Origin of the sequence: Maribacter forsetii DSM 18668, assembly GCF_000744105.1 — a bacterium.
Lineage (GTDB): Bacteria > Bacteroidota > Bacteroidia > Flavobacteriales > Flavobacteriaceae > Maribacter > Maribacter forsetii.
The window spans coordinates 308,692-324,501 of sequence record NZ_JQLH01000001.1 but is presented as its reverse complement, the minus strand read 5'-3'; the positions used below and the strand labels follow the sequence as shown (position 1 = coordinate 324,501).

Sequence of the window (15,810 nt, the reverse complement as noted above, 5' to 3'; positions counted from 1 at the left end):
TTTGTAATGGGCCTTTTTTGTTTTAAAACTCTATTTCTAAACTAATAGGGCAATGATCACTACCCATAACCTGATCATGAATTTCGGCAGATTTTACCTTATCCCAAATAGATTCACTTACCAAAAAGTAATCTAAACGCCAGCCTACATTTCGTCCTCGTGCACCACCTCGTGCACTCCAAAAGGTATATTTATCTAACGTATTGGGGTGTAACTTTCTAAAGCTATCTACCAAGTTCACTTCCTTTAGCATGTTTTCAAATCCGTCAATTTCAACCTGTGTAAATCCTGATGTTTTGTTGTAATTACTCTTCGGGTTCGCCAAATCGTTTGCGGTATGTGCTACATTAAAATCGCCAGTAATAATTAAAGGCTTTGACTCTGAAAGCTCTTTTAGGTAATTGGTAAAATCTTTATCCCATCCGGCGCGGTAGTCTAAACGTTTTAATCCGCTACCACTATTAGGTATATACACATTAATCAAATGAAAATGTTCAAATTCAGAATGTGTGATCCTACCTTCCAAATCATGGATTTCAACACCCATATTCTTATGGAATGCTACAGGTTTGTTTTTAGAAAGAATTCCGGTTCCAGAATAACCTTTTCGCTCGGCACTATTACTAAAAAGCTCGTAATCGGTAATATCTTTCAATGCTTCGGCAACCTGATCATCTTGTGCCTTTGTTTCTTGAACACAAAACACATCTGCATCAAAATCTTTAACGATATCTTCAAAACCTTTTTTTACGGAAGCCCGTATGCCATTAACGTTCCACGATACTAATTTCATTCTATGCTCTTATTTGTTCATTAATTCTTCGATCTCATCTGCCTTAATAGGAATGTTCGCCATTAAATTAAAAGGCTCTCCTTTTTCTTGAATGACTACATCGTCTTCTAAACGAATACCCATATTTTCTGCCGGAATGTAAATACCCGGTTCTACGGTAAAGACCATATTCGCTTTCATAGGTGTTTTCAATGCTCCGTAATCATGCGTGTTTAACCCAATGTGATGACTAGTACCATGCATAAAGTATTTTTTATACGCAGGCCAATCAGGATTTTCATTCTGCACATCTGCCTTATCCAGTAGCCCTAGTCCCAGTAATTCTGAAGTCATCAGTTTACCACATTCCTTATGATACTCTGCCCAAAGCGTGCCCGGCACCAACATTTTAGTAGCATCGTCTTTAACACGTAAAACGGCATTATATACTTCTTTTTGGCGTTTAGTGAATTTTCCACTAACGGGTATAGTTCTAGTTAAATCGCTAGAATAATTCGCATACTCTGCTGCGGTATCCATTAAAATTAAATCGCCATCTTTACAAGGTTTATTATTCTCTAAGTAGTGAAGTACATTGGCATTATTTCCAGAAGCAATAATCGGTTGGTATGCAAAACCTTTCGATTTATTTCTAACAAACTCGTGCAATAGTTCTGCTTCAATCTCATATTCCATTACTCCCGGTTTCACAAAACCAAGCAGCCTACGAAATCCTTTTTCAGTAATATTACATGCCGTTTGCATGATATCTATTTCCTCTGGTTCTTTAATTCCTCTAATCTCTTGAAGAATTGGGTTGCTCTTGGCAACTTTATGAGCTGGATATTCTCGCTTGCATTTTTTTATAAATCGGTCTTCACGCGTTTGCGTTTCTACTGCTTGTCTATAATGCTCATTGGTATTGAAATATATAGTATCAGCTTCAGTCATTAGATCGAAAAATATTTTCTCGAAATCTTGTAACCAACAAACTGTTTCTATACCTGAAACTTCCGTAGCCTTCTCTTTTGTCAATTTTTCACCTTCCCAAATGGCAATATGTTCATTAGTTTCACGAACAAAAAGTATTTCGCGGTGTTTTTTATTAATGGCATCTGGAAATAATACTAAAATCGTTTCTTCTTGATCAGCACCAGAAAGGTAAAAGATATCTCTATGCTGCTCAAAAGGCAAAACGCTATCAGCACCAATAGGGTAGATATCGTTAGAGTTAAAAACAGCTATGCTTTTAGGCTGCATACGGTCCATAAACTTCTTACGGTTCTTTATAAACAGGGAGTTAGGTATTTGATCGTATTTCATGAATTCTTATTTTGATATAAAATTAAGCATTATGTGTTGTTTCCTTAAAAAATAGGGCATAGAATTGTAAGATTTACAAGAACACCTACTCATATTCTTAACTACAAATTGGCTAACTTGTATACCTAAACCAAACACAAACAACTCATGAAAAAAATAGCTTACCTATTTATAGGCGCTTTATGTCTACAGGCATGCTCAGAAACCAAAAAAGAAGAATCACAAGCTGAATTATTTGCACGTATTGATACCGAAATCAAAGCAAATTCTAAAGGCTACAGTGCATTAAAAGAAGCCACTGAAACTATTGGTCAACGACTTACGGGTTCTACCAACGGTGCTAAGGCAGAAGAGTATACCTATAATAAATTTAAAGAATACGGTTTTGAAGATGTAGCCTACCAAACTTTTGAGGTAGAGGCTTGGGCAAGAGGCGAGGTTTCTTTAGCAATTAATGATGAAGATATTAAAGTAGTTACTTTAGGTCACGCACCTGTAGAAGCACACGTTACCGGCGAAATTGTAGATATGGGTAATGGTCTAGATGCAGATTACGCAGCTAACCCAGATGCCGTTAAAGGAAAGATTTCTTTAGTCTACATAAATATTTTACCAGATAGCGAAGAGGGACTTACCAATTTACACAGAAGTGAAAAAACAGCTTTAGCCATTAAGTATGGTGCTATTGGTATCATCATCATCAACCAAGTGGACAATGGTGTTCTACTAACAGGTACTGCATCGGTTACTGGAGAATTGATTCCGATTCCCGCAGTATGTATTGGTAAGGAAGATGGTATGGCGTTGAAAGAAACTTTAAAAACTAAGAAAGCAACTGCTAAAATTGACATGACCAATACAAGTGATGTCATCAAAGCTAGAAACGTGGTAGCAACATTACCAGGCTCAGAGATTCCGGAAGAAGAAATTGTTATTGGTGGTCACTTAGATTCTTGGGATTTAGCCACTGGCGCTATTGATAATGGTATTGGTTCTTTTGCAGTACTAGACATTGCACGAGCATTTAAAGCAAATAACCTACACCCAAAGCGTACGGTAAAATTTGTGATGTTCATGGGAGAAGAACAAGGATTACTAGGTTCTAAATATTTGGTAGAACAAGCAATTGAAAACAATACGATAGACAATATCAAATACATGATGAATTTAGATATGTCCGGCAACCCTATTGGCATGAACGCTGGTGGACAGTTAGATAATGAGCAATTCTTTACAGATTTAGGAGCTGCAATTCAAAAGCAAGATACCATCTATCAAAATAAGTTTTCAAATAAGTCAGGGCTACATAGCGATCACCAACCGTTTATGTTAGAAGGTGTGCCAATTTTATCTGTACACAGCAATTTAGACCGTTCTATTTACGGGTGCTACCATTCTGACTGTGATGATTTCAATTTGGTAAATGAAGACCACATGAAAAACACGGCTCGTTTTGGGACTATGATGTTATATGCCGTAGCAAATGCAGAAACATTACCTGCAACTAAAATGGATAGCGAAACCACTAAAGAATTTATGATTAAAAATGATTTAAAAGAAAAATTGATCATTGGTAATGAGTGGAAATGGGAAGAATAACCGTAGTCAAAAAAATTATCATGAGGCAGGGAATTGTACCCGCACTACTCTGCCTTTCATTTTTAACAGGATGCTCACAGCATGTTGAAGAAAAACAAGTTGATTATTTTAAACTTGTACGTCCAGAATTTACAGGTCAGCTAGCGTACGAGACCACAGATTTTGTAGAAGATTATTGGCGCGTAGTTGGCAATACCGGTTTTAATAAAACCATATACCTTATTGCAGATAGTTTAAAAACGGCAGGTTACGTTTTAGAAGAAAAAGCTAAGAAAGGTAACCGATTTACCTACCGTATTGAAAAACGGGCAATGACCCACCAAACTTGGGAACCCTTATTTGCATCATTGCAGATTGTTGGTAATGAAAAACCTTTGCTATTATCGGAAACCAACCGAAACATGACTTATTTAAATTCGGTTTCAACTCCTAAAGATGGTTTAAAAGCAGCAGTAGCTTGGATTAAAACTGTTGATGAACTAGAGTCAGTTTCTGTTAAAGGCAAAGTGGTATTTGCAGAAATGAATGTTCGAAAGCTTTACAAATCAGCCATAGAAAATGGTGCTTTGGGGATTCTTACTTATGATAATCCCGCATATTTACAACCAGAAAAGAACACTACTTCCATACAATTTAGAAGTCTTCCTTCTCAGGATGATGGCAATTTTTGGGGCATTGCACTATCCTATGCGGCAAAAGAGAAATTAATAGCACAGCTTAAAAAAGGAAGAACAGACGTTCTGGTGAATATCCAGACCAAAAGATATCCATCAGAAGAATTAACTATTGTTGCGGATATTAAGGGAAATGAATTTCCGGATGAGCGTTTGGTGTACAGCGCACATATTCAAGAACCGGGCGCAAATGATAATGCAACTGGCGTTGGCACACAATTAGAAATGGCTAAAACAGCCGCTAAATTATTTACGGAAAACAAAATAGATTTTAAGCGTAGCATGACCTTTTTATGGGGAGATGAAATTATTTCTACCAACCGGTATATTCAAGAAGACCCAGAACGAGCTAAAGGCATTAAGTGGGGAATTAGTTTAGATATGGTCGGTGAAAACACCGCGGTAACTGGGGGCACTTTCTTAATTGAAAAAATGCCAGACCCAAGTGCCATTTGGACCCGTGGTAAAGACAAACACAGCGAATGGGGTGGTGAGGTCTTAAAATTAGCGGATATGAAACCCCACTATCTCAATGATTTTATTATCTCAAACTTTAAAAAGCAAGGGGAATATGCTAATTGGGTAGTAGAAACAAACCCTTTTGAAGGTGGTAGTGATCATACTCCGTTTTTACAGGCTAACATTCCCGGACTTTTACTTTGGCACTTTACAGATAAATTTTACCATACCGATAATGACCGCATTGACAAGGTATCTCAAGAAACTCTAAAAAATGTGGGCACAGCGGCTTTGGTTAGTGGACTAGAATTGGCAAATGCATCTGATGTTTTTGCCCAAGCACAAATTGAAAATCTTAAGAAGCGAGCAAATCTACGATTAGAGGACGAAGCAGAACTCAGCCAATCTGCACTTAAAAATGGAAGCTCCTTTAAAGAAGAAGAACAAATTATTACGGCTTGGGAAGAGTGGTATTTATCATCGCTCAATTCTATTAATGACATTAACACCAATAATAATGCTGACATTAAAGCGGCTATTTCTAAAGCCCAAAAAGAAATACAAGCGAAATCGAAAGAATTAAAAGCATCACTAAAATAGAAGTCCAGTCAAATGACATTACAGTTTGCCAAGAGCATAAGTAATCAGTAACTTACCATCAGCACTATCAACAACATGAAAATGAAACAATTTTACCTATTAGTATTCGCCAGCATTTCTATAGCAACGGCACAAATTCAACCCACCTCATCGCAAAAAATAGATGCGTCTTTACAAGCAAAAAAAGCTATGGACGCAAGTTCTTTGGTTAAAAACATTCCGCTAAAAAATATAGGTCCCTCTGTCATGAGCGGTCGTGTTGTAGATTTAGCGGTCAATAAGAACAACCCTACTGAATATTACGTTGCCTATGCCTCTGGCGGATTGTGGTATACCAACAACAACGGTAATTCTTTTACTCCCGTAATGGATGAAACTCAAACCCAAAATCTTGGTGATATTGCCGTTCACTGGCAGAGTGGTACTATTTGGGCAGGCACAGGGGAAAACAATTCTTCTCGTTCATCATACGCAGGTATCGGTATTTTAAAATCTAGCGACAAAGGTAAAACGTGGCAACATATGGGTTTATCAGATTCACACCATATAGGACGCATTGTGGTGAATCCGGATAATGCCAATGAGGTAACGGTTGGCGTAACGGGTCATTTATATTCTACAAATAAAGAGCGCGGTATTTACAAAACAACAGATGGTGGAAAAACTTGGAAAAACACCTTGTTCATTGATGACAAAACTGGAATAATAGATGTTGCCGTTTCGCCAAAAAACTACAACATTCAATATGCCGCGGCTTGGCAAAAAGATAGAAAAGCGTGGGATTTTATTGGAAACGGTGAAGGCTCTGGCATTTACAAAAGTATTGATGCTGGTAATTCTTGGACTAAAATTTCTACTCCAACCAGCGGTTTTCCTACGGGTGAAGGTGTAGGTAGAATTGGTCTAGCTGTTTTTGACGACAATACCGTTTATGCCGTACACGACAGTCAATTTAGAAGAAACGCAACCAAAGAAAAGAAAGAGAAGCAAGCTGGGTTGACCAAAGATGATTTTAAGACCCTATCAAAAGAACAATTTTTAGACCTAAACGATAAAGACCTAAACGAGTTTTTAAAGACCAATAATTTTCACGAAAAATACAGAGCTGCCAATGTAAAACAGATGGTACGTAGCAATGCCGTAAAACCAACAGATCTTGCCTTGTACTTAGAAGATGCCAACTCTATGCTTTTTGACACACCTGTAATTGGTGCAGAAGTGTATCGTAGTAATGATGGCGGTAGCACATGGTCAAAGCAAAATGAAGATTATATAGACGATTTGTTCTATAGTTACGGGTATTATTTTGCGCAAATAACCGTAGACCCTAATAATGTTGATGCCATTTACTTATCTGGGGTACCAATTATAGCTTCTAAAGATGGTGGTAAAACATACAGTTCTATAAGTGGTGACAATGTACATTCTGATCACCATGCAGTATGGGTAAATCCCAATTTAGTAGGTCACCTAATCAATGGAAATGATGGTGGTGTAAATACATCATATGACGATGGTAAACATTGGTTTAAAAACAACTCATCAACAGTTGGTCAATTTTATGCAATAGCGGTTGACAATGAAAAACCATATAATGTTTATGGCGGCCTTCAAGATAATGGAGTTTGGATGGGACCGAACAATGCTGAAGAAAACAGCAAATGGCAACAAACAGGTCAATACCCATGGAAATCAATTATGGGTGGTGATGGTATGCAGGTAGAAGTAGATAATCGCAACGCTAATATCGTTTATACGGGATACCAATTTGGTAATTATTTCAGAATAGATTTAGAAAATGAAACACGCAACTATATTCAGCCAAAGCATGAGTTAGGTGAAACACCGTATCGTTTTAACTGGCAGTCCCCTATTCTACTTTCCCCACATAATCAAGATATTTTATACATGGGTAGCAACAAGCTACATCGTTCCTTAAACCAAGGAGATACTTGGGAAACCATTTCTGGCGATTTAACCCAAGGCGGAAAAAAGGGTAATGTAGCATTTGGAACCTTAGCAACCATTTCAGAATCTCCTTTCAAATTTGGATTACTATATACCGGTAGTGATGATGGTTTAATTCAACGCACAGAAAATGGTGGTGGTACTTGGAATGTTATTTCTAAAAACCTACCACAGAATTTATGGGTTAGCAGGGTTATCGCTTCCAAACATCAAAAAAACAGGGTGTATGCCACTTTAAATGGTTATCGCTCAGATGATTTTACACCGTACGTATATGTAAGTGAAGACAAAGGCGCTACTTGGAAAAGTATTTCGGCAAACATTCCTACCTCTGCCGTAAATGTAATTATTGAAGACGCTGAAAATGAAAACCTATTATTTGTAGGTACGGATAATGGACTATATGTTACTCTGGATAGAGGTACAACATGGCAATCTTTTCAAAACGGAATGCCTTATGTAGCCGTGCATGATTTGGTTATACAGAAAGAAGCTAAACACCTAATTGTGGGCACACACGGTAGAAGTATTTACAAAGCCGATATTTCCGCATTACAAAGCATGACATCAGAAATATTAAATAAAGACTTACATGTTTACCCATTGGAAAATATAAAACATTCTTCACGATGGGGTAACTCTTGGAGTTCATGGTCTAAAGCTAGAACACCAGGTTTAGACATTACATTTTACTCAGACAGAGATGATGTATACCAAGCCAAAATAAAATCATCTGATAATATTGTGGTTAGCGAAACGGAAATTATAGCCAGTAAGGGATTAAACATCTTATCTTATGATGTTGCATTTTCAAAAACTGGCAAGTTAAACTACCTTAAAAAACATAAAACTGTTTTAAAACAAGCCAAAAATGGTAGCACATATTTACCAACTGGCAGCTACAGTGTTGAAATTATTGGTAACGGAACCACTGAAAAGGTAACTTTTGATATAGAATAGCCATATGAAAATAGTAGATTGGAACGAATTACCTGATTTAGGGGTAAGTCATGATCCAAAAATAAAGAAACGAACATTTATCGAGAGCGGTGAAATTCCGCAATTGATGATGTACGGCTCCGCTGTTTTTAAACCGGGTCAAAAAGTAGAATTACACAAGCATGACACCATGTATGAAGTGTTTCATATACAAACCGGAAAAGCCATTTTTACAATATCAGGAGAAGCATATGAAGTAGGACCCGGAAAATGCATTACTATAGCACCTGGCGAAATTCATGGACAATCCAATCCGTTTAATATTGATGTCACCTGGACTTATTTTGGCATAGCTACAGATTAAGAAATAATATTTATGGAACTCACTTTAGGTATACCTGCATTACTTTTTCCTGCCATTTCATTGACCATGCTAGCCTATAACGCTCGTTATTTGGCTATTGCGGCATTAATACGCCAACTACATCAAAAGTATCAAGAAACAGCATCGCAATCCGTTGGTCTGCAAGTTCAAAAACTACGCAAACGACTTACAATAATCAAGAATATGCAGGCAACTGCAATCTTTAGTTTTTTATTAGCGGTAATTACGATGACCTTGATTTATGTAGAACTTACTTTTTGGGCAAATTTGGTGTTCAGTATCAGTCTATTTGCGTTAATGGTCTCCTTAGTCCTATCATTGATCGAAGTTCAGTTATCGACAAAAGCATTAGAAATTCAGTTGAAAGATATGGAGAAATAGTTGCTATTTTACGTATGACTACCTCCATCTAATTACCTTACCGTTCGTCGATGTTTTTATAAGCTATCTAAGTAATAACCAGTATCTTTGCCGTCCGATAATAAGTAGGCATGAAAAGAGTTCGAGAACTCGAATTAATTAATCAGATAAGGGAGATAAGAGAATTTGAATTTGGCGTATTCTATTTCTTTAAAGGAGGTATCGTCATATCTGAAATGCACGAAGGAGCACATTTCAATTGGAAGAATGCAAAAAAAGCAGTCTACGCAGCGCAAGAAATCTATGATAAAGATATCCCGTTCATATATATTGCCAATAGAGTAAATAGATATCGAGTAGCTCCTTTGGAATGGTTCAAATATCATAAAAATAGATTTGACATGCAGCACATTGCTTCGGTGGGACCATTGAGAAATAATTTTTTTAGTACCCTATTGAAAAAATTAATTTTCCCAAAAAGAATTCAAACATTTACAGATTTAGAAAAAGCTGTGGATTGGGCGCTAGATATTTCCAAAAAAGCAAACAAATAATCTAATTTTTAATTGTCGTTTTGTTTAATGATTTAAGAATTTAATAGCTTAAACTGAAGAAAATTCTTAAACATGGCAAAAATTCATTTTAAAATCAATCTAAATAGACATACTAAAACCGCCAAATCCTTGTTAATAACTGACGTGTGATGTAAATTCGCATATAAAATTAACGACTAATGAGCGGATTTTTTAAATCTTCGATTGGTAGAAAGTACGCAATGGCACTTTCTGCTTTCTTTTTAATGTTTTTTCTACTTCAGCATTTTGCAATTAACATCTTATCGGTTTTCAGTCCAGATGCGTTCAATGAAGCTTCGCATTTTATGGGTACTTTCTGGGCCGTACAATATGTATTGCAACCAGTTCTAATTTTCGGTGTAATCTATCATTTTGTGATGGGTTTCATTTTAGAAGCTAAGAACAGAAGTGCTAGAGTAAAAAAATATGCTAAAAATAATGGCGCTGCCAATTCATCTTGGATGAGCCGTAATATGATTTACAGCGGATTAGCTATTTTAGCTTTCCTTGTACTTCACTTTATTGATTTCTGGCTTCCTGAAATCAATACCAAGTTTATTGATGGAGACATGACCGGTTTGCTACCAAACGGTGAAGGCTTTAGGTATTATGAGGAATTAGCTCATAAATTTGAAAATCCGTTACGTGTTGGTGCTTATGTAATCGCCTTCATATTCTTATCGCTGCATCTTATGCACGGCTTTAGTTCTGCATTTCAGTCCGCAGGTGCCACTAGCATGAGAAAAGAAAAACTACAATTGTTTGCAAAAGTGTATTCGATTTTACTTCCGCTAGGATTTATTTTCATTGCCCTTTTTCATCATTTTAATCATCATTAATACCTATTACTTATGTCTGTATTAGACTCAAAAGTACCTAAAGGTCCGTTGAAAACGAAGTGGACCGATTATAAGAACCATATTGATTTGGTAAACCCTGCCAACAAACGTAATATTGATGTTATTGTAGTTGGAACAGGGTTAGCAGGAGGTTCTGCTGCTGCTACTTTAGCAGAATTGGGCTACAATGTAAAAACATTTTGTTATCAAGATTCTCCAAGAAGAGCTCACTCTATTGCTGCACAAGGTGGTATTAACGCAGCAAAAAACTACCAAGGTGATGGTGATTCTACTTACCGTTTATTTTACGATACCGTAAAAGGTGGTGATTACCGTTCAAGAGAAGCAAACGTATATAGATTAGCAGAAGTTTCTGCAAATATTATTGACCAATGTGTTGCACAAGGGGTTCCTTTTGCACGTGATTATGGCGGATTATTAGATAACCGTTCTTTTGGTGGTGTATTGGTTTCAAGAACTTTTTACGCAAAAGGACAAACAGGACAACAATTATTGTTAGGTGCCTATTCTGCAATGAACAGACAGATTGCTCGAGGTAAAATTACCCCGTTCAACCGTCATGAAATGTTAGATGTAGTAAAGGTAAATGGTAAAGCTCGTGGTATTATTGCCCGCAACTTAGTTACTGGTGAAATAGAACGCCACTCTGCACATGCCGTAGTAATTGCTTCTGGTGGATACGGAAATGTATATTTCCTTTCAACAAACGCAATGGGATCTAATGCAACCGCTGCTTGGAAAATACACAAAAAGGGAGCATTCTTTGCCAACCCTTGTTATACTCAAATTCACCCAACGTGTATTCCACGTTCTGGAGACTATCAATCTAAACTGACATTGATGTCAGAGTCTTTACGTAATGATGGTCGTATTTGGGTTCCTAAAAATATGGAGGATGTAATGGCAATTCGCGAAGGCAAGAAAAAGCCTACCGATTTGTCTGAAGACGAAAGAGATTACTACCTAGAAAGAAGATACCCTGCATTTGGTAACTTGGTACCACGTGATGTTGCGTCTAGAGCAGCAAAAGAACGTTGCGATGCCGGTTATGGTGTGAATGCAACTGGGGAAGCCGTTTACTTAGATTTTGCTTCAGCTATTGAAAGATATGGTAAGGAGCAAGCTAAGATTCATAATATAAACAATGCTTCTGCTGACAAAATATATGAACTTGGTGCTGCTATAGTAAAAGCTAAATACGGAAACCTTTTTCAGATGTACGAAAAAATCGTAGATCAAGATCCGTATAAAACACCAATGATGATTTACCCAGCGGTACACTATACCATGGGTGGTGTTTGGGTTGATTACAACTTAATGACCACTGTAGATGGTCTTTATTGTATTGGTGAAGCAAACTTCTCTGATCACGGTGCAAATAGATTAGGAGCTTCGGCATTAATGCAAGGTCTGGCTGATGGTTATTTTGTTTTACCATATACTATTGGTGATTATCTTTCTCACGAAATAAGAACAGGTAAAATAGCTACTGATACTCCAGAATTTGATGCTGCAGAAAAAGAAGTAACAGATAAAATTAATTTCTTTATCAACAACAAAGGATCTCACTCTGTAGATTATTACCATAAGAAATTAGGTAATATCATGTGGGAGAAATGTGGTATGTCTCGTAACGCTGAAGGCTTAAAAGAAGCTATGGTAGAAATTAAGGCGCTACGTGAAGACTTCTATAAAAATGTTAGCGTACCTGGCACAGCAACGGAGCTAAATGCAGAATTGGAGAAGGCAGGTCGTGTAGCGGATTTCCTGGAACTTGGTGAATTGTTTGCAAAAGATGCTTTAGAAAGAGCTGAATCTTGTGGAGGTCACTTTAGAGAAGAGTCTGTTGAAATAGGTGGAGAACAAGCAGGTGAAGCAAAACGTAACGATGTTGATTTCGCATTCGTTTCTGCATGGGAATATAAAGGAGAACCTGGTGATGCCGTTTTACACAAGGAAGAATTAGAGTTCAACGAAATCGAATTAAAACAAAGAAGTTATAAGTAGTTGATGGTTGCTAGTTGCTGGTTTTTCCAAACCAACAACGAACAACGAACAACCAAAAACGAAATAATTATGAATCTGACATTAAAAATCTGGAGACAAAAAGGACCAAAAGACAAAGGTTCCATGGTCGATTATAAAGTAACGGAAATATCTGAGCACATGTCCTTTTTGGAAATGATGGATGTTTTGAACGAGCAGTTGATCAACCAAGGAGAAGAGCCTGTAGCTTTTGATCATGATTGTCGCGAAGGTATTTGCGGTATGTGTTCTATGTACATAAACGGTGAAGCTCATGGTCCTGATAGGGGTGTAACTACATGTCAATTGCACATGCGTATGTTTAAAGATGGAGATACCATTACTATTGAGCCATTTAGAGCAAAGGCTTTTCCTGTAATTAAGGATTTAGTGGTGGACAGAAGTTCATTTGACCGTATTCAACATGCCGGTGGTTATATTTCAGTAAATACTTCTGGTAATACACAAGATGCAAACTCACTTCCTATTTCTAAGCACGCTGCAGATGAGGCTATGGATGCCGCTACATGTATTGGTTGCGGTGCGTGTGTTGCGAGCTGTAAAAATGCTTCGGCAATGTTATTTGTGGGTGCTAAAGTATCTCAATATGCATTATTACCACAAGGACAAGTAGAAGCTGTAGATCGTGTTAAAAATATGGTTGCACAAATGGATCTTGAAGGTTTTGGTAACTGTACCAATACCGGGGCTTGTGAAATTGAATGTCCAAAAGGAATATCCTTGGAAAATATCGCAAGAATGAATCGTGAATATTTAAGTGCCAACGTTAAAGGTTAGGCTTTTAATCATAAAATTTTAAAAAATCCCGACCATAAAGGTTCGGGATTTTTTATTTTTAGATATGTCCAAAGACTATTCTAAAGAACGAATTATAGTACCAAGGTTCAACGAAGCATCAGGATTTTACACTACACCTCAGCGATCTAAGATCATGAGCAAAATCAAGGGTAAGAATACCAAACCAGAACTTGCTTTTAGAAAAGCATTATACGCTGCCGGATATAGATATCGTATAGATTTCAAGAAACTTATTGGAAGACCAGATATTGCGTTACCAAAATATAAAACGGTCATATTCATAGATGGAGAATATTGGCATGGTAAAAATTGGGAAGAGCGTAAACCAAAAGTAAAAACCAACCGAGAATTCTGGATTGCAAAAATTGAACGAAATATGCAACGAGACGTTGAAGTAAACCAAGAACTTACCGCTATGGGTTATACCGTATTTAGATTTTGGGAGACAGAAGTAAAAAAGAATCTTCAAGAATGTTTAGCTAAAACCATACATCATTTAAATACAGTTCAAATGAGCCAAAAATGAATTTTATAAAGTTCATTTAATAAATGTTTAACCCTTGTGAACCCTTTATTAATAAGGAATTAACGGCTTTTTACTAACATGATATGTAACTTAGTATCAAACAAATTATTAATCGTTAAAAACTATATATAATATGAAGAGGATAGCAATATTAGCTACAAATGGATTTGAAGAAAGTGAATTAAAATCTCCTAAAGAAGCAATGGAAAAAGAAGGCTTTAATGTAGAGATCGTAAGTTTAGAAAACGGAGAAATAAAAGGTTGGGCAGATGGTAATTGGTCTAACAGCTATAAAGTAGACAAAACACTAAACGAAGTTAAAGTTGAAGATTACAATGCCTTGGTTTTGCCAGGTGGAGTTATCAATCCAGATTTATTAAGAAGAGAAGAAACAGCGTTGGACTTTGTACGCGACTTTTTCAAATTAAAGAAACCAGTAGCCGCAATTTGCCACGCACCTTGGACACTGATTAGTGCGGGAGTGGTAAAAGGAAGAAAAATGACATCTTTTAATTCCATAAAAGATGATGTAATTAATGCAGGAGCCAATTGGGTAGACCAAGAGGTCGTAGTTGATGAAGGATTTGTAACCAGTAGAAATCCGGATGATTTACCAGCTTTTAATTCCAAATTAATTGAGGAAATAAAAGAAGGGAAACATGAAATGCAGCATGCATAATTCATTTTAGTGGAATTAAGAAGCCCAACCAATTGGTTGGGCTTTTTTTATGTCCGTTATTAAAATTCTTACATTTACCACTATGGACTATGAACAGCACTTAAAAGCATCAAAACTACCAGATGTAAAGACAACGATATTCACTACAGTTGGTAATCTTGCAAGAAAGCACCATGCTCTTGACCTTTCTCAAGGGTTCCCAAATTTTGAGGCTGATGAAAAATTGAAGTCTTTGGTCAATGATGCATTAACAGCCGGTCATAATCAATATGCACCTATGCAAGGGTATTATGGTCTCAGGGAAATTATATCAGAGAAAATAGCGTCGCTACATTATAATACATATTCTCCCGATAATGAAATAACGATAACCGTTGGAGCCACCCAAGCCATTTTTACGGCTATTACAGCCTTTGTTAACAAAGGTGACGAGGTAATTATCATAAAACCTGCTTATGACTGTTATGAGCCAGCAATTACGTTAAATGGTGGCATACCTGTTTATGTTCAATTAGATGCACCAAATTATAAAATTGACTGGACCGTATTTCAAGAAAAGATTACCGATAAGACGAAAATGGTAATTATAAATACACCCCATAACCCCAGCGGAACCGTTTTATCCAAATGGGATATGGAGCAATTAGAGAACATATTAAAACCTACCAATATCATTCTTTTAAGCGACGAGGTGTATGAGCATATTATTTTTGATGGACAAGTGCATGAAAGTGCTTCAAGGTTTCCAGATTTAGCCAATAGAAGTTTTGTCTGCGCATCATTCGGAAAAACATTTCATGTAACCGGTTGGAAAATGGGCTATTGTGCTGCTCCAGCTGAATTAATGGCCGAATTTAGAAAAGTGCATCAATTCGCTGTATTCTGTGTAGACCATCCGGTGCAACGTGCATTGGCTACATATCTGCAAAATCCATCACATTATTTAGATTTGAACAATTTTTACCAAGAAAAAAGAGATTTCTTTCTTAATGGAATAAAATCGTCCAAATTTAAATGTAAACCATCCCAAGGTACATATTTTCAATTATTGGATTATACCCAGATTTCAAATGACGAAGATGAAACTATAGGAAAACGGTTAATAACCGAAAACGGAATAGCATCTATACCAATTTCACCTTTCAATGTCGGTCACAGAAATGATTATATGTTAAGACTCTGCTTTGCCAAAAAACAGGAAACTTTAGAAAAAGCAGTTGAAATTCTATGCAAGATTTAATACGTAC

The 15,810-nt window shown here is 36.7% G+C and carries 14 protein-coding genes; 12 read left to right on the top strand and 2 right to left on the bottom strand.

Features of this window, described 5'->3' with window-relative positions; genetic code table 11:
* Nucleotides 1-22: 22 nt before the first annotated feature.
* Nucleotides 23-793 carry an exodeoxyribonuclease III gene (locus P177_RS01410; RefSeq protein WP_036151109.1) on the bottom strand — a complete coding sequence of 257 codons (771 nt, stop codon included), beginning with the start codon at nt 791-793 and terminating at the stop codon, nt 23-25.
* Between the two features lie 9 nt (nt 794-802).
* Nucleotides 803-2,095 carry an aminopeptidase P family protein gene (locus tag P177_RS01405; RefSeq protein WP_036151107.1) on the bottom strand — a complete coding sequence of 431 codons (1,293 nt, stop codon included), beginning with the start codon at nt 2,093-2,095 and terminating at the stop codon, nt 803-805.
* 147 nt (nt 2,096-2,242) lie between these two features.
* Between P177_RS01405 and P177_RS01400 the strand changes: the two genes are divergently transcribed.
* From P177_RS01400 to P177_RS01345, 12 genes are all read left to right on the top strand, one after another.
* Nucleotides 2,243-3,694 (top strand): M20/M25/M40 family metallo-hydrolase, encoded by a 1,452-nt coding sequence (locus tag P177_RS01400; protein ID WP_036151105.1) that lies wholly within the window; start codon nt 2,243-2,245, stop codon nt 3,692-3,694.
* 20 nt (nt 3,695-3,714) lie between these two features.
* Entirely contained in the window at nt 3,715-5,427 is a 1,713-nt protein-coding gene (locus P177_RS01395; protein WP_036157569.1) for a M28 family peptidase, read from the top strand.
* An 81-nt stretch (nt 5,428-5,508) separates the two neighbouring features.
* A complete protein-coding gene (locus P177_RS01390; protein ID WP_084684735.1) occupies nt 5,509-8,355 on the top strand; it encodes a VPS10 domain-containing protein in 2,847 nt (948 codons plus the stop codon).
* 4 nt (nt 8,356-8,359) lie between these two features.
* Complete coding sequence (locus tag P177_RS01385; RefSeq protein WP_036151101.1) at nt 8,360-8,698, top strand: cupin domain-containing protein; 339 nt, start codon at nt 8,360-8,362, stop codon at nt 8,696-8,698.
* 12 nt (nt 8,699-8,710) lie between these two features.
* A complete protein-coding gene (locus tag P177_RS01380; protein ID WP_036151099.1) occupies nt 8,711-9,100 on the top strand; it encodes a DUF2721 domain-containing protein in 390 nt (129 codons plus the stop codon).
* 110 nt (nt 9,101-9,210) lie between these two features.
* Entirely contained in the window at nt 9,211-9,633 is a 423-nt protein-coding gene (locus P177_RS01375; RefSeq protein WP_036151097.1) for a hypothetical protein, read from the top strand.
* A 179-nt stretch (nt 9,634-9,812) separates the two neighbouring features.
* Entirely contained in the window at nt 9,813-10,493 is a 681-nt protein-coding gene (locus P177_RS01370; protein ID WP_036151095.1) for a succinate dehydrogenase cytochrome b subunit, read from the top strand.
* Between the two features lie 12 nt (nt 10,494-10,505).
* Nucleotides 10,506-12,521, top strand: coding sequence for a fumarate reductase/succinate dehydrogenase flavoprotein subunit (locus P177_RS01365; RefSeq protein WP_036151093.1), 2,016 nt, complete (start codon nt 10,506-10,508; stop codon nt 12,519-12,521).
* A 69-nt stretch (nt 12,522-12,590) separates the two neighbouring features.
* A complete protein-coding gene (locus P177_RS01360; RefSeq protein ID WP_036157566.1) occupies nt 12,591-13,337 on the top strand; it encodes a succinate dehydrogenase/fumarate reductase iron-sulfur subunit in 747 nt (248 codons plus the stop codon).
* A 64-nt stretch (nt 13,338-13,401) separates the two neighbouring features.
* Complete coding sequence (locus P177_RS01355; RefSeq protein WP_036151090.1) at nt 13,402-13,884, top strand: very short patch repair endonuclease; 483 nt, start codon at nt 13,402-13,404, stop codon at nt 13,882-13,884.
* A gap of 133 nt (nt 13,885-14,017) precedes the next feature.
* Nucleotides 14,018-14,563: a type 1 glutamine amidotransferase domain-containing protein gene (locus P177_RS01350; protein ID WP_036151088.1), complete on the top strand. Its 546-nt coding sequence runs from the start codon at nt 14,018-14,020 to the stop codon at nt 14,561-14,563.
* 82 nt (nt 14,564-14,645) lie between these two features.
* Entirely contained in the window at nt 14,646-15,803 is a 1,158-nt protein-coding gene (locus tag P177_RS01345) for a methionine aminotransferase (RefSeq protein ID WP_036151086.1), read from the top strand.
* Nucleotides 15,804-15,810 lie beyond the last annotated feature (7 nt).